Source organism: Micromonospora sp. NPDC085948, from assembly GCF_040686315.1.
GTDB lineage: Bacteria > Actinomycetota > Actinomycetes > Mycobacteriales > Micromonosporaceae > Micromonospora.
The window spans coordinates 65,740-90,092 of the sequence record NZ_JBFBJW010000016.1; the positions used below are offsets into that span (position 1 = coordinate 65,740).

A 24,353-nucleotide genomic window follows, 5' to 3' on the forward strand; every position below is an offset into this window, starting at 1 on the left:
ACCCGACTTTCCGCGCCTCGACCGGGGCGCCGAGCGTCCGGTCACCGGACGGGATACGCCGCGGCGGTGAAGGCGTGCAGGGCGATCTCGGCCGACTGTTCCAGTTGGTCACGTCGGGCGCCGGCTGCCGCATGGACGGCGTGGCCCTCGGTGACGACGCTCAGGAAGCGGGCCAGGGCGGTGGGGTCGACCTCCGCTGGGAGGTCACCCTCCTCGACGGCGCGGGTGAAGCGGGCCGCCAGGGCGTTCTCCCCCGTTCGCCGGCTGGCCGCCAGGAAGTCGGAGATGGCCGCGTTGTCGGTGCCGCAGGCGGTGCCGCCCTGGATCGAGAGGCAGCCGGCGGGACGGTCGGGGCGGGTCAGCGCCACCACGTTCTCCCGGAGCAGCACCGCGGCCACGTCCCGGGCGGTCGGCTGGTCCAGCGCGTCGCGCGCGTAGGCCATCTCGACGTCCGCGTACCGGGCCACCACTGTGCGGAACAGGCCCTCTTTATTGCCGAACGCCGCGTAGAGGCTGGGCTTGTTGATGCCCATGGCCCCGGTGAGCTCGGTCAGTGAGGCGCCCTCGTAGCCGTGTCGCCAGAACACCTCCATCGCCCGATCCAGGGCCTCGTCGGTGTCGAAACCACGCGGTCGTCCGGTCTGGGCCATCTCCTCCACCCCCTTGCCGCGCCCACTCTACCGCCCGCGGAAACCGATCGGTACAAAAGTTTGGGGAATGACCGTGGACCCTGCTAGGTTCTTTCCATACCGAGCGGTACAGATGTGTGGAGGGGGTTCGCCATGGAGCACGTGAGGCACACGCTCGGCCCGGTCGGGATCTGGAGCACGGAGCTGCGCGGAGCGGCCCGACCCGAGGTCCGCGAGGCCGCGGCCGAGCTGGACCAACTGGGCTTTCCGGCGCTCTGGATCCCCGGCCTCGACGGCCCGGGGGCGGTGGACGACGTCGAGCACCTGCTGGCCGCCGCGCCACACGCCACTGTCGCCCTGGGCGTGCTGTCCATGTGGGGCCAGGACCCGGCCGCCCTGGGGAGCCGCTGGTCCGCGCTGGACGCGACGTACGGCCCGCGCGCTGTTCTGGGCCTCGGCGTCAGCAACGCCCACTCCGCCGCCAACGCCGGCCAGGACTACGGCACACCGACGGTGTCGATGCGTCGCTTCCTCGACGGGCTCGACGCCGCACCCCACCCGATTCCGGCCGACCGGCGCCTTCTCGGCGCGCTGGGTCCAAAAATGGTCGATCTGGCCAGCACGCGTACCTCCGGTTGGCACCCGTTCCTCGTGACTCCCGAATACTCGGCGGCGCATCGGGCACGCGTGGGCGACGCCCCACTCATCGCCCCGCACCTCGCGGTCGTCCTGGACCGCGATCCCACCCGGGCGCGGGCGACCGCCCGCGCCGGCATCGGGATGTTCATCGGTTTCCCCGCCTACCGCGCCAACCTCGGCCGCCTCGGCTTCGGTGCGGAGGACCTGGTCCCGGGCGGCAGCGACCGCCTGATCGACGCCCTCGTCGCCTGGGGAGACCTCGACGACGTCGCCGACCGCATCCAGGCCCACCTGGACGCGGGCGCCGACCACGTCACCCTGCACGTCCTCCGGCCCGACGCCGGCGACGGCGACGGTCCGCCGCGGCGGCACTGGCGGGAACTCGCCACGCTGCTGCCCCACTTCACCACCCGCACACCGGGCACCAACTGACCGTTGTGCCCCACCACCCACACCAAGGAGTACGACTCATGGCTCAGCTCAATGGCAAGACCGCACTGGTCACCGGTGGCACCACCGGCATCGGCCTGGCCGCGGCCCGCCGCTTCGCGGCCGAAGGCGCACACGTCTTCGTCACCGGCCGCCGCCAGCAGCAGCTGGACGAGGCCGTCGCGGCCATCGGCCCGAATGCCACCGGGATCCGCAGCGACGTCAGCGATCTCGACGACCTCGACCGCCTCTTCGACGCGATCACGACCCACGGCAACGGACTGGACGTGCTGTTCGCCAACGCCGGTGGTGGGGAGTTCGCCGCCCTGGGCACCATCACCGTGGAGCACTACTCGGACGCGTTCGACAGCAACGTGCGCGGCACCCTGTTCACCGTCCAGAAAGCCCTGCCGGTGCTCAACGACGGCGCGTCGGTCATCCTGACCGGCTCGACCGCGGCGACGAAGGGCGGCCCCGCCTTCGGCGTCTACGCCGCCTCCAAGGCCGCCATCCGATCGTTCGGTCGCACCTGGGCCGCCGAGCTGGCTGGTCGCGGGATCAGGGTCAACACCCTCGTCCCGGGCCCGACCGAGACTCCGGGCATCACCGGGCTGGCCGCCAGCCCGGAGGAGGCACCCGCGCTGCTGCAGATGCTCGCCGCCACGGTGCCGCTGGGCCGGATGGGCCAGCCGGAGGAGATCGCGAACGCCGCGCTGTTCCTGGCCTCCGACCAGAGCAGCTTCATGACCGGCGGCGAGATCTTCGTCGACGGTGGCGCGAACCAGGTCTGATCGAGGCGTTGCCCACGAGCACGGTGCCGGCCGGCGGCGCGACGTCGGCCGGCACCGGCCAACGCATCACGGGCGATCCGGGTGGCCGGCCGCGGCGAACCACCGGCCCAACCACGGGGTGAGCGCCACCAGGGCGACGGCGAGGGCGGTGATGACCGCCTGCCCGATCCGGCCCGGGGTGACGCCGACCGCCGGGTCCAGCACGTAGTTGGCGTACCAGTTGGCGGCCGCATCCGTCACCAGCACCGCGCAGCCCAGCGCGAGCCCCTCCACCCGGCGGGCCGCCAGGAGCAGCGCGGCCACGGGATCCCACAGCGTCAGGGACACGAAGTAGACCGTGAGCCACCCCGGCAGGGCGAGCTGTGGCCGGAGCGTCGGTACGAGCAACTGGGCGACATGCGCCAGGCCGCCGTAGGCGAAGACCAGCACCGCGACCGACACGACCAGCCGGACCGCGAGCGGCGCGTCCCGCCATCGGGCGGTGTTCATCGGGCCAGCGCGTCGGCGAGACGGGCGATGCCGTACTCGTATGCCTGGTCCACATCGCCGCCCAGCTTGAAGGCCCCGGCCAGTTCCATGCTGACGAATCCGTTCGCCCACGCGGTGAGCGTGCGTGCGGCGTCCAGGGCGTGGTCCTCGCCGGCGAGGTTCGCGGTCACCCGCAGTACGGGTTCGACGGCGTGGGTCAGGACGATGCTGGGGCCGGCGAGGTCGGATCGCGGCGCGAAGATCAGCTGGTAGCCCCGCGGTCGGGCGTGCGCGAACGCGCGAAAGGCTCGGGCCAGCTCGGCCAACTCGCGGCGTGGGTCGGTGCCGGCGACGATCACCGCGAGCCGTTCCCCGAGGTCGCGAATGGTGGCTTCGGTGATGAGGCGCACCAGGTCGTCGCGGTTTCGCACCCGCTTGTACAGCGACGGCGCGCGCACGCCGACCCGGTCGGCGACGGCCTGCATGGTCAGGCCGGCGATACCCGCTGATTCCAGGATGTCCTGCCCGGCGCGGACGATGGCGTCGACGGAGGTCCGATCGGGCGTCGGCATGCCGCTTCCCTCCGGATCGGGGGTCGGATTCGATGGCTATTGACCATAGCCATGATGGCTACGTACCATAGCCACATGCAGACGATAGCAATCCCGACACGGGTGCGGCGATGAGGCTCGCCCCGCACCTGCGCCGCATCGGCAACGACATCGTGGCCGTCTACCTCGTCGACACGGACGAGGGTGTGACAGTCATCGACGCGGGCCTGGCCGGGCACTGGCGCGAGCTGCGGGCCGAGCTGTCGGACCTGGGCCGCTCGGTGGACGACATCCGCGGCGTCGTCCTCACCCACGGCGACACCGACCACCTCGGGTTCGCCGAACGGCTTCGGCGCGACCACGGTGTCCCGATCTACGTGCACGAGGCGGACGCCGCCCGCGCGCGAGGCGAGGTCAAGGCCGACATGTCGTGGGGCACGATGAAGCTCGGCGCGACGGCCGGCTTCTTCTGGTACGCGATGCGCAAGGGCGGACTTCGCACCACTCACCTCACCGAGGTCGTCGCCGTGCACGACGGCCAGGTGCTCGACCTGCCCGGCGCGCCACGCGTCATCGCGGTCCCCGGGCACTCGGCGGGCAGCATCGCCATCCACGTGCCGATCGCCGACGCCGTCTTCGTCGGCGACGCCCTGACCACCCGGCACGTGCTGACCGGCCAGCGGGGTCCACAACCCGCGCCCTTCACCGACGACCCCCACCAGGCGCTGGCGTCGCTGCGCCACCTCGAGGACGTTCAGGCGTCGTGGGTGTTACCGGGCCACGGCACGCCGTGGTCCGGTGGGGTCGCCGAGGCGATCCGCGCGATCAGGACGGTCGCCGACGCCTGACCCGGCCGGGGCGATCCGTCAGAGCGGGCCGGGAAACGTCTGTTCCATCGGCATCGGCACCTGGAGGTACGTGGTGCCGCGTAGGTCCAGCCAGGCCCGGTCCGGTCCACGGACCAGTCGCACCATCACCTCCTCGCAGGAGGGGCAGCGGGCGACCAGACCCGGGGCGTGCGAGTAGACGTGCAGGCTGGCCATCGAGCCGGTCGTCCCGCAGTTCTCGCAACGGCCCATCGCGGTGCTCAGGTCCACGGTGAACAGCTCACGCATCGGGCCGTCGAGCATGTTGCCGTCCAGGTACGACATCTCGGTCATCGGATCTCCTCGGCGTTACGGGAGCGGGCGGGCGGTCAGCCGGTGGGGCCGAAGCGTTCGGTCTTGACCCGCCGCGACGGATGACCCAGCCCCACCAGCAGGTCGGCCACGGTCTCCACGAACGCGGTCGGACCGCACACGTAGGTGAGCGGTTCCAGGTCCGGCGGCCAGCCGTGCGTGTTGACGTCGGCCAAGCCGATCCGGTGCGGCTCGCCGCGCCAGCCCTCGGGCGCCTCGCGGGTGTAGACGTACGCGATGTCCAGGCCGAAGTCGTCGCGGACCCGGCGGCGCAGCTCGTCGGCGTAGATCACGTCGCCCGGGGTGCGCACCGAGTAGATCAGCCGGAACGGCGCCTTGCTGCCGGTCGCCCGCCGCGCCCGGATCATCGCCATCAACGGCACGATGCCGGAACCACCGGCGACCAGCTGCACCGGCGCGGTCTCCTCGGGCCGCCAGATGAACCAGCCACCGAGCGGTCCGCGGACCTCCACCGGGTCGCCGGCGCCAAAGACATCGATGAGGTACGGGGACACCTCGCCGTCGTGCACCCGCTGGACGGTCACCTCGATGCGCGGGCCACCCGGGCCGTCCACCACCGGCCCGGCGATCGAGTACGACCGGGCGGCCTGGTAGCCGTCCGGGGCGGTGAGCCGCAGGTCGACGTGCTGCCCCGGCAGGTGCCCCGGCCAGTCCGGCACCTCCAGCACCAGGGTCTGCGCGCTGGGTGTCTCCACCCGGCGCTCCACCAGCCGGCCGACCTGCCACCGGTTGGGCGTCCGGCGCTGGGTGCTCGTCGCCACGGCGCGCTCAGTCACCCTGGTACCGCTGTTCGCGCCACGGGTCGCCGTAGTCGTGATAGCCGGCGGTCTCCCAGAACCCCGGCTCGTCCATCGTCTTGAGCCGGAGGCCGCGCACCCACTTGGCGGACTTCCAGAAGTACAGGTGCGGCACCAGCAGCCGGGCCGGCCCACCGTGCTCGGCGGGCAGCGGGGCGCCGTCGAAGGTGTGCACCACCCAGGCCTGGCCACCGCGCAGGTCGTCCAACGGCAGGTTCGTGGTGTACCCGCCGTAGGAGTGCGCCAGCGCGAAGTGCGCGCCGGTGTCGACGTCGGCGAGCAGCGTGTCCAGGGAGACGCCCTGCCACGTGGTGCCGAGCTTGGACCAGCGGGTGACGCAGTGGATGTCCACCTGTGGCGTCTCCTGCGGCAGGGCCATCAACTCCTGCCACGACCACCGGTGCTCGCTGCCGTTCTCGGCGGCGATGACGAACTCCCAGGTGTCCAGGGACACCCGGGGCGTCGGGCCGGCCGAGAGCACCGGGAAGTCCTCGGTCAGGTACTGGCCGGGTGGCAGGGCCGGCTCCTGCGTTCGGGGCCGACCCTGAAAGCCCGGTGACACGATTCCCATTGCACAGTCGTACCATCCGCGCCGGCCCGGCCGGGAGCTTTCCCGCGTACCTCCTGGTCGTGCCGGCGCAGTGCGGTCAGTGCCGCTCCGCGACGACCTCGCGCTCCTCGGGCACGTCGCCGCCCCGGGTGGCGCGCAGGCTGGTCAGGGTGACCACCGCCAGCACGCCGATGATCACGCCGAGCGAGGCCAGGGTGGGGATCTGCGGCACGCTGTCCCAGATGCCGTGCGCCCAGTGCAGACCGAGCTTGAGGCCGATGAACGCCAGGATGACGGCCAGGCCGTAGCTGAGGTGCACCAGCCGGCTCAGGGCCGCGTGCAGGACGAAGTAGAGCGCCCGCAGGCCGAGCAGAGCGAACGCGTTGGTGGCGAAGACCAGGTACGGGTCCTCGGTGATGCCGTAGACGGCCGGCACCGAGTCGACCGCGAAGACGATGTCGGTGGCCAGAACCGCCACCACCACCAGGGCGAACGGGGTGAGTGCCCGCTTCGCGCCCTGCCGGACGGTCATCTTCGTGCCGTGGTAGTCGTCGACCACCGGCATGACCTTGCGCAGCAGTTTCACGGAGCGCATCTTGTTGATGTCGACTTCCTGCTGGTGCCCGGAGAGGGCGTCGCGCAACAGCTTCACCGCGGTGGCGATGAGGATGATCGCGAAGAGCAGGAAGGCGAAGTCGAGGGTCTGCAACGCCGCCGCGCCGAGCGCGATGAAGATGGCCCGCAACACCAGCGCGCCAGCGATGCCGTAGAGCAGCACCCGCTGGGCGAGCACCGCCGGCACCGCGAACGCGGCCAGCAGCAGCATGAAGACGAAGAGGTTGTCGACCGAGAGCGACTTCTCCACCAGGTAACCGGTCAGGTACTCCACACCCTGCTGGGAGCCGAAGCGTGCCCAGAGCCAGCCGCCGAACGCCAGCGGCAGCGCGATATAGAAGGCCGACCAGCCGAGGGCCTCCCGCATGGACACCTCGTGCGGGCGACGGGTGACCAGGAAGTCCAGCACCAACAGCAGAAGGACGCCGATGATGGTGACCGCCCACAGCGTGGGCGTGCCCACCGACGACAGGTCACTGGCGGCGGACAAATAAGACACTTCGGTCATGGCTCTCCTCGAACACCGTCATGTTCGAGGTCTCCTTCACCCATCACCTGATGGGCAACCACCCGAGGCACGCCGGGCGTGCCGTACTGACCGGAATGGTTCGTGGGAAGTACTCCCCTCGCACGACAAGGTTAGGCCAGGCTGAATCCCCAAGCCAAGCGGGACATCAATGGTTGCCCTGGTAAACAGCTGTGTGCGCCGCGATCAGGCACGGCGCAGCGTCGCCCCCGGAGCCATCGCCTGCTCCACCAGGCCCCGATAGTCGCGCGGCAACTGAGTGACGACGTCATCGAACTCACCACCGGTGATCGCCTCCCGCAGGGTGGTGAAGACCGCCCGCGTGGCGTCCCCGGCGGCCGGCTCCTGCACCCCCGCGCGCAACGCCACCCGGGCGACGAACTCGGCCGCCCCGAACCGGTCCGCCTGCTCCGTGCTCGGGCTCGGCTTGAGCACCAGTTGCAACGGCTGCGGCAGTTGGGCGGCCAGGTCCAGGACCTCGCCGCCGGTCAGCCGCTCGGCGAACGTCTCCAGGACGGCGCGGGTCACCTCGACCGCGCGCTCCGAGGACGTCGCGGTGCGGTGGGAAACCTGGTCGATGAAGGTGTCGTAGTTCATCGCGTACTCCCTTGGGCTCGCGTCGGCGTTTGCGGGTACCCGCGGCGGCGGGGCGGAAACGGCGCCGGGATTCCTGCGTCGCTCGGGCGTGACCGGCCGGCGGGTGGGTAACCGCCGCCGGTCGTGACCACATCGATGCCCCGAGGGAGCCCACGCCATGGCGAGCTACGCCGACGTCCTGCAGTACCTGTCGAGCCTGGACTACCCGGCCGAGAAGGACGACGTGGTCCGCGAGGCCGAACGGGAGGGCGCCCCGCCGGACGTACTGAAGGCGTTGCGGGCCCTGCCGCCGGTGGACTACGCCAACGGCACCGAGGTGGCCCGGTCGGCCGGCATCGAGGCCGCGCCCGAGGTGGGTCCCGCGCAGCGCGCCGAACAGGCCCGGGACAAGACGCACAACCGGGTCTCGCAGCATCTGCGCGGCATCTGACCCGGCGGTGGCGGCCACGGCTCCGACACCGGGGCGTCGCCGATGACCCACCCCGGCCCCGCACCCCGACCGTCGTCCCGACCGCCGGACGTGCGCTTTCCGGCCGCAGTGCAACTCGCCGTGGTGGCCGTGGTCGGTGTCATCGCCGGCTGCCTCTTCGCGCTGCTGCTACCCCTACCGCTCGCCGCGCTCGCGGGCTGGGACGTGGGCGCGCTGAGCTGGCTCGCCCTGGTCTGGCACAAGCTCTGGCCGATGGACGCCGAGCGGACCGCGCGGCTGGCCGTACACGAGGACCCGAATCGGGCGATCCGCGACGCGCTGCTGCTCGTCGCCTGCCTGGCCAGCCTGCTGGCCGTGGGACTGGTGGTGGCCAGCGCCCAGAGCGCGCCACCCGGGCTCGGCCGGGAGGCGCACGGCGCCCTCGGCGTCCTCAGCGTGCTGCTGTCCTGGTTCGTGGTGCACACCGTGTTCGCCGCCCGGTACGCCCGGATCTACTACACCGGCCCGGACGGCGGGGTGAACTTCAACCAGTCCGAGCCGCCGTGCTACTCCGACTTCGCGTACGTCGCATTCACCATCGGGACGACGTTCCAGATCTCCGACACCAACCTGACCAGCAACGAGATGCGTCGCACGGTGCTACGGCACTCGATGGTGTCGTACCTGTTCGGTGCCTTCATCATCGCCGTGACCGTGAATCTGCTGGCCGGCCTGGCCAACTGAGCGGGCTGCGATGGAGGGGGCCGCGCTGGCCCCGGAGGTGGCACGGAGCGGCGCGAAAGGAAGGGCCGGGACAGGCGGGCGCCCCTGGTCACGAACCGCGACCCAGGGCGCCACGCAAGCCTGCCCAGGCGGTGAACCGCGTCCGAACCGGTCGCGGGTCACCAAGCGGTGGATGCCCGCCCGAACCGAGCGGTCAGCACTGCCGGGTCCAACCATACGACAGAACATCCTCCGTTTGGTCAGATTTTGACGAAGTGTGGGCCAGGGCACGTCACGGCCGACCAGTCACCTCCGCGTACCGGTGCTCCAGGTCGACCCGGGCCAGCGCCCCCACCAGCCAGGCCAACTGCTCCGACTCGCTGGCAAGGCCGGCCAGGTCGTCCGCCGACCTGCCCAGACCGAGCCGACGGGCCGCCGCCAACGCCCGGCGGTCGGCGACCGGCGCCACCTCCCGCCACAGCGCCTGCGCCTCACGGAGAAACAACTCGACGACCTGACCATCCACGCCCGGAAGCTCGGTGAGGAGCGTCCGCTCCCGGTCCGGGTCGTGCCGCGCCACCGCCCGCAAACGGCGCAGATCCCCCCGGTACCGCTCGACCACCGTGCGGGCCAGGTCACCCAACACGTCGGCCAGCGCGTCCACGTCGCCGCGCTGGCCACTCGCGCGCAGCACCCGGACCCGGTCCTCGTGCAGTGACCGGGCCAGCCGGGCGGCGCTGTCCCAGCCCTCGTCGCGCAACGCCCGCGCCCCGTCCAACGCCCGGCGGAAGTCGCCCCGACGCGCCAGGAGCACCGCCAGGTAGAGCACCTGGAACAGGCTCGCCGGGTTGTTGGTCACCCGAAAGCCGTACTGCTCGGCGAAGCCCCGCCCGCTGCCGGCGAGGCGGCGCGCCAGACGCTTCCGGTCCGCCAGGGGCGTGATCAGAGTGGTCGGCATGCCGGCGACTACCCGCGCGACCCTCGGTCACACCCGGCCCACGCCGGGCCGCGTCAGCTGTGCAGGCCGCCGGTGCGGTCGCGGGCCTTGAGGCGGGTGGTGGGCAGGGCGGGAGCCGGCAGCGGAGGCGCCGAATCGTCAGCGACCACGCCGAACCGTCCGTCCCCAGCCATCCAGTCCGCGCGGGCTGCCGCGATCTCCTCGTGCGAGCGGCCGACGAAGTTCCACCACATGACCAGCGGCTCCTCGAAGGGCGCACCGCCCAGCAACAGCAAGCGGGCCCCGGCCCCACCGCGCACGGTCAGCTCGCGGCGACCGGAGCCCAGATACAGCAACTCCCCCGGCTCGAATCCCACCTCGGCCGCCTCGGCGGCGCCGGACATCGCCAGCAGGGCGTACTCGAAGTCGGGCCGCAGCGTCAACGTCGTCGGCGCCTCACCGCTCAACTCCAACTGCACGCCGACCAGCGGGGTGTGCACCACGGCCGGCGACCGCTGCCCGGCGAACTCGCCCACCAGCAGGGTGAGATCAAGATCGCCGTCGCGCCACCGCGGCAGGTCGGCGTGGTGCGCGAAGTCGGCCGCCCCGGCCCGCGCCGGGTCCGGCAGCGCCACCCAGAGCTGCACGCCGTGCATCACCGGCGGGTGGACGGCCGGCGACCGCTCGGAGTGGGCGATGCCGTTGCCCGAGGTCATCACATTGAGTTGACCTGGCCGGATCGGCTGCACGTTTCCGAGGCTGTCACGGTGCAGGATCTCACCGTCGAGGAGCCACGTCACCGTCTGCAGACCGGTGTGCGGGTGCGGCGGCACCTCCATGCCGGGCCGCTGCGCCACGTCGTCCGGGCCGAAATGGTCCACGAAACACCAGGCGCCGACCATCCGACGGACCCGCTGCGGCAACAACCGCCGCACCGTGGTGTACCGACCCAACGGCACGTCGTGGCCGGGCAACAGCACACTGCCGGGATCCACGTCGGCCACGCCAGGTGGCCGGGTCTGCGCCAGCATCGATTCGGTACGCTCCACCGCCCGACTGTACGCTCACGCCCTCGGACCGTCGCGGCGCTTCCTGGTCAAGAGCTCGCCGAGAGCCGGACGACAGTTCCCGCCGCGCCCAGGTCGAGGTCGCGCCGGCAGGTACCGCATCCGCCGGGACGGCCGAATCACTCGGTGCCAGTCGCGCACTCCCCACCTCCGCCGGCGCTGTCAATCGCGCTCCCCGCCGCTGGCGGTGCGGGTCATGCTTGTCACCGCCGCCCGCGGTGCCGATCGCGCACTTCACCGCCGCAGGAACGGAGATCTTGGACAGTTACCGTTTCGCGCGAACGGTAACTGTCCAAGATCTGCGAACAACCACCGATCAGGTCGGGGTAATCAGCTCCCCGGCACGCCCGAGGGTGCGTCGGGCACCTCACCGCCCAGCCCGCCAGCCCCGACCAGGCGGCGGATACGCCGCTGGCCGGCACCCGGTTTGCGGGGTGCCGGCCAGCGGTCCGTGTAGTGCGGTAGTGCGGTAGTGCGGTGGGTCAGCTGTTCCAGTGCTGGCTGACGAGGTCGGTGGCCTGCTGCTCCCACCGGGCGTAGGCGTCGGGGTAGGCGGACACCTGGACGGTCTGCGCGGCCTCGGTCAGGGGCATGTCCTGCCAGCCGTCGACCTGCTTGAGGCCCTTGAGGAACACGGTGGTGGAGTAGGCGGGGTCGGTGATCTGCTCCGGCGTGCCCCAACCCGAACTCGGGCGCTGTTGGAACAGGCCCAGCGAGTCGTGGTCGTTGGCGTCGCCGAGGTGGCCGAGGTTGTCCAGCTTCGACTCCTGCAGGCTCGTCGCGATCGAGATCACCGCAGCCCGCTCGGGCAGGCCGGCCTTCTTCGTGGCGGCGATGATCGCCTTGACGTTGGCGGTCTTCTCCTCGTTGAGGTCGATGTGCGACTGCTCGCCCTGCGGCTTCGGCGCGGTGGTCTGCACGGCCGCCGCGACGGGCTTGCCCTCAACCGGGTTGGCGGCGTGGGCGGCGATCGGGCCGGCGAACACACCACCGGCGAACGCCAGACCAGCAACGGACAGCACACTCTTACGCATGATCGTGTTCATGGGGGTAGCTCCTTCGGGGGTAGGACACCCCGACCGCCAAAAGGGGGGAACGGCGGCAGGGTGTGAGCACCTCGTCCGGCGCTGCACGTTCACAAGGGGGAAGTCTGAGGGGTAACACCCTCGCGGGCGTCGGGTCGGCGACCTACCGAGCGGAGGGCTCAGGGCGCCGGGGTCCAGATGTAACGACCGGGGGGCCAGGGTCATTCCGGGGGGCGGCCCATCCATCGGCACCCACGTGAAGGCGATGCCCGCGGTCGTTCGTGGGGACTACAACGACCCGACCGGGTCCCGCATTCCCACCCCCGGCGGGCCGGGCGGCCGGGCGGTGGTCCTGCGATCATCAGGGTGTGTAACGACCCCGACCCCGCCACGATTCCGCCCCACGGGTGCGCCCGGCCACAGCCCAGAACCCACCCTGACCGGACAAGACACCCACATCATCTCGCGCCCATGACCTTGAGCCACCAAACGAGCACGATCCACTCGACTTCAAGAAAATCGGGCTATCCCGGACCCACAGTCACCCCGATATCAAGAGAACCGAGTCGATCATGCCCGCCTAGGCGCGCACGGCCTCCGGCCACGCCGCGCGCGGCGTACGGGGGCCTCGGCCGGGGCGGGTTCACCCGGCGAGGCGGGAGCGCACCTTCGCGGCGCAGGCGTCCAGGACGGTCTGCGCGTCCAACCCCAGGCTCTCGATGGCCACCAACGCCGTGAAGGCGACGTCCGCCAACTCCGCCGCGACGTCCTCGCGGGTGTGGGTGACACCTTTGCGAGGATTCTGCCCGAGCAGACCGATCCACGCGGCGGACGCCTCCCCCGCCTCCTCGGTCAGCTTGAGGATGCGGCAGGTCAGTTCGGTCTGCCCGGTGCCGTTCGCCGTGTCCAGCCACGTGCGCGACGCTCGGGCCGCCTCCCAGATCAACTCGTCCACGCCGACAAGTCAACCTGACCGGCCCACCCCCACCGACAACCGGGTACGTCCGGCCGACCATCCACCAGCACGCGGCGCATACCGCTTGACCAGCCGATCAGCACAGCCATTGACACGTGTCGACGGCGGTCCTAGGTTCAGGGCGCTACCGGCCGGTAGGCAACCGTCCCGCCTGGTCGCCCCCAGGGCGACATCCGTCCGATGGGGAGCATCGATGCTGTCCGCACCCGTTCGTACCCTCCGCCGGCTGCTCGCCGCGACCGTGACGCTGACCCTGGCGGTCGGGTTGGCCGGTGCCGCGCCGGCCAGCGCCACCGGTCGCGACCCGGGCGGCGGCCAACCGCTGCCCGGCTACACCATCGAGAACCCGCCGTTGGCTCCGCTGGTCGTGGGCGGCAGGTCGACGACGGTACGCCAGGGCGTGCACCGCCACGCCGGCTACATCATCGAGGTCCCCGCCCGGTGGAACGGCAACCTGGTGTTGTGGGCGCACGGTTACCGGGGCCAGGGCACGGTGCTCTCGCCGGAGCCGCCCGCCTTCGGGTTGCGCGAGCGTCTCGTGGAGCAGGGGTACGCCTGGGCGTCGTCGTCGTACGACCGCAACGGCTTCGACATCCGCTCCGGCGTGCTGGGCACCAAAGACCTCGCCGACCACTTCGGACGGACGGTTCGCCGACCGCACCACACCTACCTGGCCGGGGTGTCGATGGGCGGGTACGTCATCGGTCGTTCGCTGGAGCAGTACCCGGGCTACTACGACGGGGCGCTGCCGATGTGCGGGGTGCTCGGCGATCAGACTCTGCTCGACTTCTACCTGGACTACAACCTGGTCGCACAGGCGCTCGCCGAGGTGCCGGCCCATCCCGCCCCGGCCGACTACCTGACCAACGCGGTGCCCCGCATCCAGGCGGCGCTCGGCCTGACGGGACTGACCCCCACCGGGCCGGACACCACCACCGAGCGGGGCAGGCAACTGCGGGCGATCACGGTGAACCGTTCGGGCGGGCCGCGTCCGGGAGCTGACGCCGCGTTCGCGGTCTGGAAGGAATTCCTCTTCTCGATCAGCGTGCCCACCAGCAGCGGCAACTCCCCCGCCCAGCGACCCGGTCAGCTGTCCACGAACCTGCTCACCCGGTACACCCCGAACAGCCCGGTGAACGTCAACGCCACCGTGCGGCGGGTCCCCCCGGAGAACGTCGTGCAGCGGCTCCTGCCGACGCTGACCGAGGTGCCGCGGATCGCCGGTCGGCCCACCGCGCCGGTGCTCAGCCTGCACGGCCTCGGTGACCTGTTCGTTCCGTTCAGCATGGAGCAGGCGTACGCCACCGACGTGGCACGCAACGGTCGCGGCAGGCTGGTGGTGCAGCGGGCGATCCGGGCCACGCAGCACTGCGAGTTCACCCCGGCCGAGGCCGGCGCCGCCTGGGACGACCTGGTGTCGTGGGTACGCACCGGCAAGCGCCCGGCCGGCGACACCGTGACGGACCCGGCCGTGGTGGCGCGGCCCGACTACGGCTGCCGGTTCAGCGACCGGGACGCGTACGCCGCCGGGGTTGGCACCCGCCGCCTCTACCCCGCCTGCTGAGCGGCGGGGTAACGGGAACCCCCGTCGACGGGTCGGCGAACACTCGTCGACGGGGGCAGCGCACGAGCCACCATCGACGGTAGACACATAGACCATGACGAACACCCTTGACCGTCGTACTCTCCTGCGGGTGGCCGGCGCATCGGCTGGCACCGCCGCGCTGGCCGGCGTCACCCTCGCCGGTGGCGCGCCGGCCCACGCGGCCGACGGCGCCTTCCAGCACGGCGTCGCCTCCGGTGACCCGCTACCGGACGGCGTCCTGCTCTGGACCCGGTTGACCCCGACCGCCGAGGCGCAGCCCGGCTCCGGCCTCGGCCCCGAGGTGGGCGTGACCTGGCAGGTCGCCGCCGACCCGGACTTCACCACGGTGGTGGCCGTGGGGACACAGCACACCGGACCGGCATCCGACCACACGGTGAAGGTGGTGGTGGACGGCCTGGCACAGGCCACCACCTACTGGTATCGCTTCGGCCACAACGGCGGCTGGTCGCCGGCTGGCCGGACCATGACGGCGCCACCGGTGGAGGCGGAGATCGACCGGCTGCGCCTCGGCGTGGTGTCCTGTGCGAACTGGGAAGCCGGCTTCTTCGCGGCGTACCGGCATCTGGCCGAGCGAGGCGACCTCAACCTGGTGGTGCACCTGGGCGACTACCTCTACGAGTACGGCAGCGGGGAGTTCGACGCGGGCGGCACGGTGGTCCGGCCGGTGCGACCCGCGCACGAGGTGCTCACCCTCGCCGACTACCGGATCCGGCACGCGCTCTACAAGACCGACCCGGACCTGCAGGCGTTGCATGCCGCAGTGCCGTGGGTGATCACCTGGGACGACCACGAGGTGGCCAACGACCAGTGGTCCGGCGGCGCGGAGAACCACACGCCGGGCACCGAGGGCCCGTTCGCGGATCGGCTCGCCGCGGCGCGGCAGGCGTACCTGGAATGGATGCCGGTGCGGGTCGGGGTGAACGGCGCGATCTACCGTCGGCTGCGTTTCGGCCGGCTCGCTGAGTTGTCCATGCTGGACCTTCGCACGTACCGCTCACAGCAGGCGTCCGGGACCGCGGTCGACGACCCGGGACGCACCATCACCGGTGACACGCAGATGTCCTGGCTCAAGGCTGGGCTGGCCACGTCCAGCGCACGGTGGAAGCTGGTCGGCAACCCGGTGATGATCGCGCGGGTGGACGTCGGGGCTCTGCCCGCCTGGCTGCTCGGCCCACTGGGTGCCCTGCTCGGCATCCCGCAGAACGGCGCGGCGCTCAACACCGACCAGTGGGACGGGTACAACGCCGACCGCAACGAGCTGGTCGACTACGTGCGTGCCACCGGCACCCGTGACGTCGTGTTTCTCACCGGGGACATCCACACCTCGTGGGCCAACGAGGTGACCACCCGATCCACCGGGCCGAACAACCCGGCCGCTGCCGAGTTCGTGGTGCCATCGGTGACCAGCGACAACGTCAACGACTTCCTCGGCCTGCCCGCCGGCAACGCGCTCAGCGCGCTGGGTGCCGGCCTGCTGCGTTCGACGAATCCGCACGTTCGCTGGACCGAACTGGACGGGCACGGTTACGGCGTACTGGAGGTGACCCGCGAGCGGTGCCGGATGGACTGGTATCACCTGGCCGACCGCACCCGCGCGGCCAGCACCAGCCGGTGGGTCGCCGGCTGGTCGGTGGGTGCCGGGTCGGCGAAACTGCGCAAGGAAGGCGCGCCGCCGGCCTGAGACCGGTACGACGACGCCGGCCGGCCCCCTGCACGGGGGGCCGGCCGGCGTGTGTGTCGCGGGTGTCACCACATCTGCTGGACGATGTCCGCCGCCTGCTCCTCCCACTGCGCGTACGCGTAGGGGAAGGCGGAGACCTGGACGGTCTGCGCGGCGGCGGTCAGCGGCAGGTCCTGCCAGCCGCCGACGTTACGGAGTGCGGTGAAGAACGCCGTGGCGGCGTACTCCGGGTCGGTGATCTGCTCGGGCGTGCCCCAACCGGACGACGGGCGCTGCTGGAACAGTCCCTGCGAGTCGTGGTCGTTGTACGCCCCGAGGTGGCCGAGGTTGTAGAGCTTCGACTCCTGCAACGAGGTGGCGACGCCGATCACCGCGCCCCGGTCGCCGACGCCGGTCTTCTTGGCCGCGTCCACGATCTTGCGGGCGTTGTCGAGCTGCGCGTCGTCGAGCGGGATACGCGACTGCGCGCCCTCGATGCCGTGCGGAATGAGCTGGTCGCGGCTGGGCTTGCCGGCCGGCGGCTTGCCGGTGGCGGAGCCGGTGGTCAGCCCCGACTCGACGGGCTGCTCCTCCTGGTGCGCGGGGGCAGCGGCCTTGGCCTTGCCGGTGGCCAGGTCGATGGCGGCCACGGCGCCCTCGTGGGGGCCGGAGGTGACCGGGGCGGCGGCCGCGGTCGGCGCGAGTGCCAGACCGCCGAGGGCAGCCACACCCGCCACGCTCAGCGCGGTCTTGCGGTACGAGTCCTTGGCGATGGCGGGGAGCCATCGAGTGAAGTCGGCCTTCACGATGGTTCCTTTCGATCGTCGGAACGCTCCGGGGTGAACGCTCCTCGGGAGTTGACCGCGGAAGAGGGTTTGGTGCTCCGGCGGTACGGGGACACAACCGGGTTCACGTGTCGGGCATTCCGGAAATGCCGGAGCGGGGGTCCGGGGTAGTGCCCGTCACCTGGGGACATGGGACGGTCGACGCGACCGAGGACAGGTCGGCCCGAAACGGACGATCGACGCAGCGGGCAGATCAGGTGCCGTACGGCGTGCCGTAGCGGACCAGCACGTGCCAGAGCTGCTTCAGATGCTGAAGGGTGTCCGCGATCGGGCCGCGGTCCGCCCACCGGTGCGGTTCGCCGACCACCGAGGCAGCCGCCCGACCGATCAGCGCCGCGTCCACCGGGGCGCCCGGTCGGGCAAACTCCCGGTGCAGGCGCGCCGCCAGCACCGGGATGGCCGGACCCCGGAACTCGGCGTCGACCCGGTCGACGTCCAGCGCGAAGCCGGGGTGCCACCGCAGCGGAAAACCGTACCGCTGGGCGATCGATTCCAGCGTCCCGCCGGTCGGCGTGCCGGCGAAGGACGGGTCCACCACCAGTGCCTCGACGTCGTGCGCGAGGTCGAGCGGGCCGTGGATCTGGGCCTCCACGTAGTCGTCGAGCGCGCGCCCGACCGTGCCCTGCGCGCTCGGCGGGTCCAGCAGCGTCCGCGCCAGGGTGGCGATGTCCGTTCCGGCCCGGCCCAGGCACTCGCCCGTGCTGGCGACGCCGGCCAGCAGCCCGGCGAGCACCGCCTCGAAGGCATCGGCCGTGCCCACCACGCCAGGGTCGAGATGGCTGTCGCCGAGGCAGAAGGTCGCCCGGGCCAGCACCGCCGGGCGCAACCGCAGGTGACAGGAGCCGAAGCGCGGGCAGGCACCGTCCGCGTGGTCGAGCAGGTTCAGGCCGCCGTACGTGGGCCGCTGCGCCGGTGTCACGCCGGGTCGCTGGTACGCGCCGTCGAACATCCGGCGCTCCCAGCGGTCCCGGTCGCCACCGGGGTACGCGGTGAGCCCACCGTTGGAGATCCCGGTGACGAACTGGCTGCGGTACGCCCCGTCCTCGGCCAGGGCGTCGGCGACGGTCCGGCCGTCGGCAGACAGCCGGTCGGGGTGGAAGTTGACGGTCAGCTGCCCGGACCGGATGGCCGCCAGCAGGTGCTCCGGTCGGCGGCCGACGTCCGCGGCGGCGAGGTGCCGGACGATGGTGGCCAGCGCGGCGGGGCGCTCGACCACGGCCACCGACCGTACGTACGCGACGGCGGTCGCCTGCGCGGGGGTGAGAGCAGCGGCGCGCAGGCCGCCCCGCTCAGACGTCGCCGTCACGTCCAGGGCCATCGTCGTCCGACCCGGTGCGCAGCTCCTGGAAGATGGTGATGTGCAGATCGGCCGGGGCGTCGAGGCGGGAGTTGAGCGACTGCCACGGCGTGCGGGTGGGCGGAGCGACCTCGCTCGCCCCGGCGGCGACCAACCGGGCCGTGGTCGCCTCGGCGTCGTCCACCTCGAAGGCCACCCGGAGGCGGGGCGCCACCTGTCGACCCACCTCGACCTCGTCGATCATGCGCTTCTGCGCCGGGTTGGCGATCTCCAGGGTGGCGCGGCCGGCGTCCAGGATCACCACCCGGGCGTCGTCGTCGCCGCTGAACGACGCCTCCTCCGGCATGCCGAGCGCGTCGCGGAAGAACGCCACGGCAACGTCGTGGTCGGCGGCCTCCACCACGAGTCGCAGCTGGCGGACAACAGGGGCGGGCGGGTCGGCGGCCATGTCCGGGATCCTAGCGCCACGAAGGGGTTAGGTTGGGAGCGTCCAGAGGGGAGCGACAGTGGTCGAGGCGGCGAGCGGTGACGCGTACCTGCTGCACCCGGTCGGGCGGGTCGCCTCGCCGCTGACCGACGTGGCGAGCGCGCCACGGCAGGGCGACGAGGGTGCGCCGGCCGCCTGGCTGGTCTTCGACGCGCACGTCGCGCCGGCGCTGCGCGACCTGCACGCCGGCGCGGAACTGGTGGTGCTGACGTGGTTGGACCGTGCCCGCCGCGACGTGTTGGCGGTGCATCCGCGGGGCGACGAGAGCCGGCCCGAGACCGGTGTGTTCAGCACCCGATCCCCGCACCGACCCAACCCGATCGGGCTGCACCGGGTGCGGGTCCTGACGGTGGACGGCCTGCGGGTCCAGGTGGCCGATCTGGAGGCCCTCGACGGCACCCCGATCCTGGACGTCAAGCCGGTGCTGGGCGCGGTCGACGAGCGCTGAGCCGTCGACCGCGCCGCACACCGGGTCTCAGTGGCCCCGGGCGAGCCATTCGTCAAGGTGTGGCGCCTCCGCGCCGATCGTCGTGTCGGCACCGTGGCCGGTGTGCACGACCGTCTCCGCCGGCAGGGTGAGCAGACGGGTCCGGATCGACTCGACGATGGTGTCGAAGTCGCTGTACGAGCGGCCGGTCGCGCCCGGACCGCCGGCGAAGAGCGTGTCTCCGGTGAACACCGCACCCAGCTCGGGGGCGTGGAAACTGCACGCGCCGGGGCTGTGCCCGGGGGTGTGCAGCACCCGCAGCGTGGTGCCGGCCACCTCGATGCCCTGCCCGTCGTGCAGCTCGCCGTGCGGCGGCAGGTGCGGGTGGACCATGTCCCAGAGGACCCGGTCGGCGGCGTGCAGCAGCACCGGCGCGCCGGTCGCCTCGGCCAGCTCGGGCGCGACCCGTACGTGGTCGTCGTGGGCGTGGGTGGCCAGGATCGCCCGAACCCGCCGGTCACCCACCAGGGCGAGGATCGCGGCCACGTCGTGCGGCGCGTCCAGGACGACACACTCGCTGTCGTCACCGATCACCCAGACGTTGTTGTCCACGTCGAATGTCTGCCCGTCCAGGGAGAACGTGCCGGCGGTGACCGCGTGGTCGACGCGGGCGGTCATCAGAACACCACCACCGAACGCAGCACGTCGCCCTGGTGCATCCGGGCGAAGGCGGTCTCGACCTGGTCGAGCGCGATCTCCTCGGTGACGAACGCGTCCAGGTCGAGGCGGCCCTGCAGGTACAGCTCGGTGAGCATCGGGAAGTCCCGACTGGGCAGGCAGTCGCCGTACCAGCTGGACTTCAGCGCACCGCCGCGCCCGAAGACGTCCAGCAGCGGCAGCTCGATCTGCATCTGCGGGGTCGGTACGCCGACCAGCACCACCGTGCCAGCCAGGTCCCGGGCGTAGAACGCCTGCTTCCACGTCTCCGGTCGGCCCACCGCGTCGATCACCACGTCGGCACCGAAGCCGCCGGTGGCGGCCCGGATCGCCTCGACCGGGTCGGTCTCGGAGGCGTTGACGGTGTGGGTGGCGCCGAACTTGCGGGCCCAGTCCAGTTTGCGGCTGTCGGTGTCCACCGCGACGATCGTCGTGGCGCCGGCGAGGACCGCACCGGCGACCGCCGCGTCTCCGACGCCGCCGCAGCCGATCACCGCGACCGAGTCGCCCCGGGTGACGTTGCCGGTGTTCATCGCCGCGCCCAGCCCGGCCATCACCCCGCAGCCGAGCAGGCCCACGGCGGCCGGTCGGGCGGCCGGGTCGACCTTCGTGCACTGCCCGGCGTGCACCAGGGTCTTCTCGGCGAACGCGCCGATACCCAGCGCCGGGGCCAGTTCGGTGCCGTCGGTCAGGGTCATCCGCTGCTTCGCGTTGTGGGTGTTGAAGCAGTACCAGGGGCGGCCTCGGCGGCAGGCGCGGCAGACCCCGCAGACCGCACGCCAGTTGAGGACCACGAAATCACCGGGGGCCACGTCGGTGACGCCGTCGCCCACCTGCTCGACGATGCCCGCCGCCTCGTGGCCGAGCAGGAACGGGTACTCGTCGTTGATGCCACCCTCGCGGTAGTGCAGGTCGGTGTGGCAGACACCGCAGGACTGGATCCGGACGATCGCCTCGCCGGGGCCGGGATCGGGCACCACGATGGTGGTCACCTCGACCGGCGCGCCCTTGCTGCGGGAGATGACTCCCCGGACTTCCTGGCTCACTTCGCCTCCTGCTGGTGGTGTGCGGCAGGGCCGGGCGCCGGGTGGGCAGGTGTGCCACGGGCTCGGCGGTGGGCCCCCGGCGAACCTACCGCGACCACCACGGCCAGCCCAGCCGGCCGGACGGGTTATCGCGGGCGGTGCGGGGTACGCCTGCCGCATTCGACCACGGCCAACGGGGAGTGATCATGAAGCTCGCGCACCTGCCGCTTCGAGTCAGCATCGGCGCGTACTTTCTCAACTCGGGTCTGGGCAAGCGCAACCTGGAGGGCGCCGCCGCCGAGGGCATGCACGGGATGGCGGTCGCCGCGATGCCGCAACTCGGTCAGTTCGACCCACCGCGCTTCGCGAAGCTGCTGTCGTACTCGGAGATCGCCCTGGGGGCCGCGTTGCTCGCGCCGTTCGTCCCGACCCCCCTGGTCGGCCTCGGCCTGACCGCGTTCGGCGCGGGTCTGGTGCAGCTCTACCTGAAGACGCCGGGGATGCGCGAGCCCGGCAGCATCCGACCGACCCAGCAGGGTGCCGGGCTCGCCAAGGACGTCTGGCTCGTCGGCGCCGGGCTGACCCTGGTGGTGGAGGGGCTGACCCACGGCCGCCGACGCCGGTGAGCCCCGCCTGAGGAGCGGCGGTGACGAACTCCCGTTCGGTGCGGCCGTTCTACCGGCCGATGCGGCCCCATCGTCGCGACGAGCCACACCGCGCGGCCACCCCGCTGGAACTCCTCTTCGACCTCTGTTTCGTGGTGGCCGTCGCGCAGGCGGCCAGCAGCCTGCACCACGACGTCGCCGAGGGCCACCTCGGCCACGCCGCGGCCAGCTACGCCATGGTGTTCTTCGCGATCTGGTGGTCGTGGGTGAACTTCACCTGGTTCGCCTCGGCGTACGACACCGACGACGACGTCTACCGGATCACCACCCTGGTGCAGATCTCCGGAGCGCTGATCCTGGCGGCCGGCGTGCCACGCGCGTTCGCCGACGGCGACTTCGCCGTCATCACCTACGGGTACGTGGTGATGCGACTGGCCGCCGTCGTGCACTGGACCCGAGCCGCCGCCGGAGACCCTCGGCACCGCGCGGCGGCGACCCGTTACGCGATCGGCGTGACCGTGGTGCAGATCGGCTGGCTGCTGCGGCTCACGCTGCCCGCCGAGTGGGGCATCGCGACGTTCGTGCTGCTGGCACTTGCCGACCTGCTGGTGCCGGCGGTGGCCGAACGCCCCGGGATGACCCCCTGGCATCCCGGACACATCGCCGAACGGTACGGGCTGTTCACCCTGATCGTGCTCGGCGAGGCCGTCCTGGCCATCTCGATCGCGATCCAGACCGGGCTCGACGCCGGCGAGCACGACCTCTGGTCGCTCGCGGCGGCCGGCGCGGTCATCGTGTTCGCGCTCTGGTGGCTCTACTTCGACCGGCCCATCGAGGCGCCCGACCGGATGCCGTACTCCCTGATCTGGGGCTACGGCCACTACCTGATCTTCGCCGCGATCGCCGCGATCGGCGCCGGCCTGGCGGTGTCGGTGGACGTCGAGCGGCACCTCGCGCACGTCTCCGGGAGCACCGCCGGGTACGCGGTGGCCATTCCGATCGCCGTCTTCCTGCTCACGGTCTGGGTGCTGCACGTACGCCGGCAGCAGCACGGCGCGGTGGTCGTCGCCTTCCCCGTCGTCGCGCTGTTGGCACTGCTCGCGCCGCTCGGCCCGGCCCCGGTGTACGTGCTCGCGGCGCTGCTCGTCGCCCTCGTGACGCTGACCGTGCTGTTGCGCGGCCGCGACGTCGGGCCGAGCGCCGGGATCCACCCGTCCTGACTCGCCGGCGGACATCTCGGTGCCCGACTTCCGGTGCGGCACCGGGCGCGACGGCCCGAAGGTAGGCAGAATTGCGGCATGCCTCGCCGCCGATGGTTGCTGGCCGATCAGCTCGGGCCGCACTTCCTCGACGACCCTGACCAGCCGGTGTTGCTGGTGGAGGTCCGGGACCTCTTCCGCCGCCGACCGCTGCACCGACAGAAGGCGCACCTGATCCTGTCCGCGCTGCGTCACCGTGCCGCCGAGCTGGGTGACCGGGCGCTGCTGCTGCGGACCGACACGTTCCGGCAGGCGTTCGCGCGGGTCGGTGAGCCACTGGAGGTGTGCCATCCGCACTCCCGGGCGGCGCTGCGCTTCGCCCGGTCGGTGCCGGGCCTGACCGTGCTGCCACCGCGCGGCTTCATCACCAGCCAGACCGACTTCGCCGGCTGGGCGGACCGCCCGCGACGCGGCTCGTTGCGGATGACCGACTTCTACCGGGACGCCCGCCGCCGCCACGGCGTGCTGACCACCGCGACCGGGCCGGGACGGCGGCCGCGCACCGAGAGTCGCGCCGCGCCTGTCGCACCAACCCCACCGCCGCCGATCGTCGAGGATGACATCGACGCGGAGGTGCGCCGCGACCTGGACCGGTGGGCCGCCGACGGGGTGCGGTTCGTCGGCCGGGACGGTCCCCGGCGGCACCCGGCCACCCACACCGAGGCGCAGGCCCGACTCGCGCACTTCCTGACCCACCGGCTCCCCGCGTACGGCCGCTACGCCGACGTGATGAGCGGTACGGATCCGTTGCTCGCCCACTCGACGCTCTCGTCCTCGTTCAACCTGGGGTTGCTGCACCCGGAGCCGGCGGTACGCGCCGCCGAGCAGGCGTGGCGGGACGGCACGGCCCCCCGCGCGGCGGTGGAGCCGTTCATCCGAGGGCTGCTCGGCTGGCGGGAGTTCCTCTGGCAGCTCTACTGGTACTTCGAGCCGCGCTACCGGGGGGCGAACTGGTTGGCCGCGACCGAGCCGATCCCGCAGTGGTTCGCCGAGCTGGACGCCGACGCGGTGGAGGCGCGCTGCCTGGCCGACGTCCTCGCCGCCGTCCGGGATCGGGCCTGGACACACCACACGCCCCGGCTGCTGGTGCTGGCGAACTACGCGTTGCAACGCGGCTGGCGTCCCACCGAGGTGGCGGACTGGTTCCAGCGCTGCTTCGTCGACGGCACCGACTGGGTGATGAACGCGACGGTGATCGGCATGAGCCAGTACGCCGACCTGGCCCGGGTGGACACCCGCCCGTACGCGGTGGACGGCACCGACATCGACGAGATCAGCGACTACTGCGCCGGCTGCCGCTACACCCCGGAGCGGGCGCTCGGCGACCTGGCCTGCCCGTACACCGGGGGTTTCGAGAGTTTCCTGCACCGCAACCGGGTGCGGCTGGCGACCGATGCGCGCCTCGCCGCCGAGCTGGAGCGTCGCGACGACCCGGAGCACCGCGAGGCGGTGCTGGCCCAGGAGGAGAAGCGGGGCAGCACACCGCCGTGACCGCGC

Annotated in this window: 28 protein-coding genes; 11 read left to right on the forward strand and 17 right to left on the reverse strand. The window is 71.9% G+C overall.

Going from position 1 to position 24,353, the window contains the following annotated elements; all coding sequences use genetic code 11:
• Window positions 1-41 precede the first annotated feature (41 nt).
• On the reverse strand, window positions 42-650 hold the full coding sequence (locus tag AB0O48_RS29585; protein WP_357572655.1) for a TetR/AcrR family transcriptional regulator: 609 nt from the start codon (window positions 648-650) through the stop codon (window positions 42-44).
• 132 nt (window positions 651-782) lie between these two features.
• Here AB0O48_RS29585 and AB0O48_RS29590 point away from each other — a divergent pair, with 132 nt between their 5' ends.
• Together AB0O48_RS29590 and AB0O48_RS29595 are read left to right on the forward strand one after the other, a co-directional pair.
• Window positions 783-1,700: a TIGR03620 family F420-dependent LLM class oxidoreductase gene (locus AB0O48_RS29590; protein ID WP_357239169.1), complete on the forward strand. Its 918-nt coding sequence runs from the start codon at window positions 783-785 to the stop codon at window positions 1,698-1,700.
• A gap of 38 nt (window positions 1,701-1,738) precedes the next feature.
• Window positions 1,739-2,488 (forward strand): SDR family oxidoreductase, encoded by a 750-nt coding sequence (locus tag AB0O48_RS29595; RefSeq protein WP_357239172.1) that lies wholly within the window; start codon window positions 1,739-1,741, stop codon window positions 2,486-2,488.
• A gap of 66 nt (window positions 2,489-2,554) precedes the next feature.
• On the opposite strand, the gene AB0O48_RS29600 is transcribed toward AB0O48_RS29595, so the two are convergent.
• Both AB0O48_RS29600 and AB0O48_RS29605 read right to left on the reverse strand, forming a co-directional pair.
• Entirely contained in the window at window positions 2,555-2,977 is a 423-nt protein-coding gene (locus tag AB0O48_RS29600; protein ID WP_357572656.1) for a hypothetical protein, read from the reverse strand.
• Window positions 2,974-3,528, reverse strand: coding sequence for a WHG domain-containing protein (locus AB0O48_RS29605; RefSeq protein WP_357239174.1), 555 nt, complete (start codon window positions 3,526-3,528; stop codon window positions 2,974-2,976). The genes AB0O48_RS29600 and AB0O48_RS29605 overlap by 4 nt, the downstream gene beginning before the upstream one ends.
• A 110-nt stretch (window positions 3,529-3,638) precedes the next feature.
• Between AB0O48_RS29605 and AB0O48_RS29610 the strand changes: the two genes are divergently transcribed.
• Entirely contained in the window at window positions 3,639-4,355 is a 717-nt protein-coding gene (locus tag AB0O48_RS29610) for an MBL fold metallo-hydrolase (protein ID WP_357239176.1), read from the forward strand.
• Between the two features lie 18 nt (window positions 4,356-4,373).
• On the opposite strand, the gene AB0O48_RS29615 is transcribed toward AB0O48_RS29610, so the two are convergent.
• The 5 genes from AB0O48_RS29615 to AB0O48_RS29635 all read right to left on the reverse strand — a co-directional run bounded on the left by AB0O48_RS29615 (window position 4,374) and on the right by AB0O48_RS29635 (window position 7,791).
• Entirely contained in the window at window positions 4,374-4,667 is a 294-nt protein-coding gene (locus tag AB0O48_RS29615) for a DUF6510 family protein (protein WP_357239179.1), read from the reverse strand.
• 35 nt (window positions 4,668-4,702) lie between these two features.
• Window positions 4,703-5,467, reverse strand: coding sequence for a ferredoxin reductase (locus AB0O48_RS29620; protein WP_357240634.1), 765 nt, complete (start codon window positions 5,465-5,467; stop codon window positions 4,703-4,705).
• 7 nt (window positions 5,468-5,474) lie between these two features.
• The gene (locus AB0O48_RS29625) at window positions 5,475-6,074 is read right to left on the reverse strand and encodes a sulfite oxidase-like oxidoreductase (RefSeq protein WP_357572657.1); all 600 of its coding nucleotides are present in this window, start codon (window positions 6,072-6,074) and stop codon (window positions 5,475-5,477) included.
• A 76-nt stretch (window positions 6,075-6,150) separates the two neighbouring features.
• Window positions 6,151-7,176 carry a TerC/Alx family metal homeostasis membrane protein gene (locus AB0O48_RS29630; RefSeq protein ID WP_357239185.1) on the reverse strand — a complete coding sequence of 342 codons (1,026 nt, stop codon included), beginning with the start codon at window positions 7,174-7,176 and terminating at the stop codon, window positions 6,151-6,153.
• Window positions 7,177-7,380: 204 nt separating this feature from the next.
• Complete coding sequence (locus AB0O48_RS29635; RefSeq protein WP_357239188.1) at window positions 7,381-7,791, reverse strand: DUF2267 domain-containing protein; 411 nt, start codon at window positions 7,789-7,791, stop codon at window positions 7,381-7,383.
• Window positions 7,792-7,948: 157 nt separating this feature from the next.
• Here AB0O48_RS29635 and AB0O48_RS29640 point away from each other — a divergent pair, with 157 nt between their 5' ends.
• On the forward strand, window positions 7,949-8,221 hold the full coding sequence (locus AB0O48_RS29640; protein WP_328654669.1) for a DUF2795 domain-containing protein: 273 nt from the start codon (window positions 7,949-7,951) through the stop codon (window positions 8,219-8,221).
• Window positions 8,222-8,263: 42 nt separating this feature from the next.
• Window positions 8,264-8,944 (forward strand): DUF1345 domain-containing protein, encoded by a 681-nt coding sequence (locus AB0O48_RS29645; protein ID WP_357572659.1) that lies wholly within the window; start codon window positions 8,264-8,266, stop codon window positions 8,942-8,944.
• A 271-nt stretch (window positions 8,945-9,215) separates the two neighbouring features.
• Here the strand turns inward: AB0O48_RS29645 and AB0O48_RS29650 are convergent, their stop codons facing one another.
• From AB0O48_RS29650 to AB0O48_RS29665, 4 genes are all read right to left on the reverse strand, one after another.
• On the reverse strand, window positions 9,216-9,881 hold the full coding sequence (locus tag AB0O48_RS29650) for a hypothetical protein (RefSeq protein WP_357239195.1): 666 nt from the start codon (window positions 9,879-9,881) through the stop codon (window positions 9,216-9,218).
• A gap of 53 nt (window positions 9,882-9,934) precedes the next feature.
• Window positions 9,935-10,909, reverse strand: coding sequence for a pirin family protein (locus AB0O48_RS29655; protein ID WP_357239198.1), 975 nt, complete (start codon window positions 10,907-10,909; stop codon window positions 9,935-9,937).
• A 500-nt stretch (window positions 10,910-11,409) separates the two neighbouring features.
• Complete coding sequence (locus tag AB0O48_RS29660; protein ID WP_365069304.1) at window positions 11,410-11,973, reverse strand: hypothetical protein; 564 nt, start codon at window positions 11,971-11,973, stop codon at window positions 11,410-11,412.
• Between the two features lie 622 nt (window positions 11,974-12,595).
• The gene (locus AB0O48_RS29665; RefSeq protein WP_357239204.1) at window positions 12,596-12,907 is read right to left on the reverse strand and encodes a MazG-like family protein; all 312 of its coding nucleotides are present in this window, start codon (window positions 12,905-12,907) and stop codon (window positions 12,596-12,598) included.
• A 214-nt stretch (window positions 12,908-13,121) separates the two neighbouring features.
• Here AB0O48_RS29665 and AB0O48_RS29670 point away from each other — a divergent pair, with 214 nt between their 5' ends.
• Both AB0O48_RS29670 and AB0O48_RS29675 read left to right on the forward strand, forming a co-directional pair.
• Entirely contained in the window at window positions 13,122-14,492 is a 1,371-nt protein-coding gene (locus AB0O48_RS29670) for a hypothetical protein (RefSeq protein WP_365069305.1), read from the forward strand.
• Between the two features lie 94 nt (window positions 14,493-14,586).
• A complete protein-coding gene (locus tag AB0O48_RS29675; protein WP_365069306.1) occupies window positions 14,587-16,215 on the forward strand; it encodes an alkaline phosphatase D family protein in 1,629 nt (542 codons plus the stop codon).
• Window positions 16,216-16,280: 65 nt separating this feature from the next.
• Here the strand turns inward: AB0O48_RS29675 and AB0O48_RS29680 are convergent, their stop codons facing one another.
• The 3 genes from AB0O48_RS29680 to AB0O48_RS29690 all read right to left on the reverse strand — a co-directional run bounded on the left by AB0O48_RS29680 (window position 16,281) and on the right by AB0O48_RS29690 (window position 18,784).
• Window positions 16,281-17,000, reverse strand: a complete 720-nt coding sequence (locus tag AB0O48_RS29680; RefSeq protein WP_357239212.1) for a hypothetical protein — start codon at window positions 16,998-17,000, stop codon at window positions 16,281-16,283.
• A 232-nt stretch (window positions 17,001-17,232) separates the two neighbouring features.
• Entirely contained in the window at window positions 17,233-18,345 is a 1,113-nt protein-coding gene (locus AB0O48_RS29685) for a DUF3626 domain-containing protein (protein ID WP_365069307.1), read from the reverse strand.
• A complete protein-coding gene (locus AB0O48_RS29690) occupies window positions 18,329-18,784 on the reverse strand; it encodes a VOC family protein (protein ID WP_365069308.1) in 456 nt (151 codons plus the stop codon). The genes AB0O48_RS29685 and AB0O48_RS29690 overlap by 17 nt, the downstream gene beginning before the upstream one ends.
• A gap of 58 nt (window positions 18,785-18,842) precedes the next feature.
• Here AB0O48_RS29690 and tsaA point away from each other — a divergent pair, with 58 nt between their 5' ends.
• On the forward strand, window positions 18,843-19,271 hold the full coding sequence (tsaA, locus tag AB0O48_RS29695) for a tRNA (N6-threonylcarbamoyladenosine(37)-N6)-methyltransferase TrmO (RefSeq protein ID WP_365069309.1): 429 nt from the start codon (window positions 18,843-18,845) through the stop codon (window positions 19,269-19,271).
• A 27-nt stretch (window positions 19,272-19,298) separates the two neighbouring features.
• Here tsaA and AB0O48_RS29700 read toward each other — a convergent pair whose 3' ends face one another.
• The gene (locus AB0O48_RS29700; protein WP_357239224.1) at window positions 19,299-19,928 is read right to left on the reverse strand and encodes an MBL fold metallo-hydrolase; all 630 of its coding nucleotides are present in this window, start codon (window positions 19,926-19,928) and stop codon (window positions 19,299-19,301) included.
• Complete coding sequence (locus AB0O48_RS29705) at window positions 19,928-21,013, reverse strand: S-(hydroxymethyl)mycothiol dehydrogenase (protein ID WP_357239227.1); 1,086 nt, start codon at window positions 21,011-21,013, stop codon at window positions 19,928-19,930. Before AB0O48_RS29705 ends, AB0O48_RS29700 begins: the two co-directional genes overlap by 1 nt.
• Before the next feature lie 185 nt (window positions 21,014-21,198).
• Here AB0O48_RS29705 and AB0O48_RS29710 point away from each other — a divergent pair, with 185 nt between their 5' ends.
• The 3 genes from AB0O48_RS29710 (at window position 21,199) to AB0O48_RS29720 (ending at window position 24,347) form a co-directional block, all read left to right on the forward strand.
• Window positions 21,199-21,618 carry a hypothetical protein gene (locus tag AB0O48_RS29710; protein ID WP_357239231.1) on the forward strand — a complete coding sequence of 140 codons (420 nt, stop codon included), beginning with the start codon at window positions 21,199-21,201 and terminating at the stop codon, window positions 21,616-21,618.
• A 20-nt stretch (window positions 21,619-21,638) separates the two neighbouring features.
• Entirely contained in the window at window positions 21,639-22,817 is a 1,179-nt protein-coding gene (locus AB0O48_RS29715; protein WP_357239234.1) for a low temperature requirement protein A, read from the forward strand.
• A 78-nt stretch (window positions 22,818-22,895) separates the two neighbouring features.
• Window positions 22,896-24,347, forward strand: coding sequence for a cryptochrome/photolyase family protein (locus AB0O48_RS29720; protein WP_357239237.1), 1,452 nt, complete (start codon window positions 22,896-22,898; stop codon window positions 24,345-24,347).
• Window positions 24,348-24,353 lie beyond the last annotated feature (6 nt).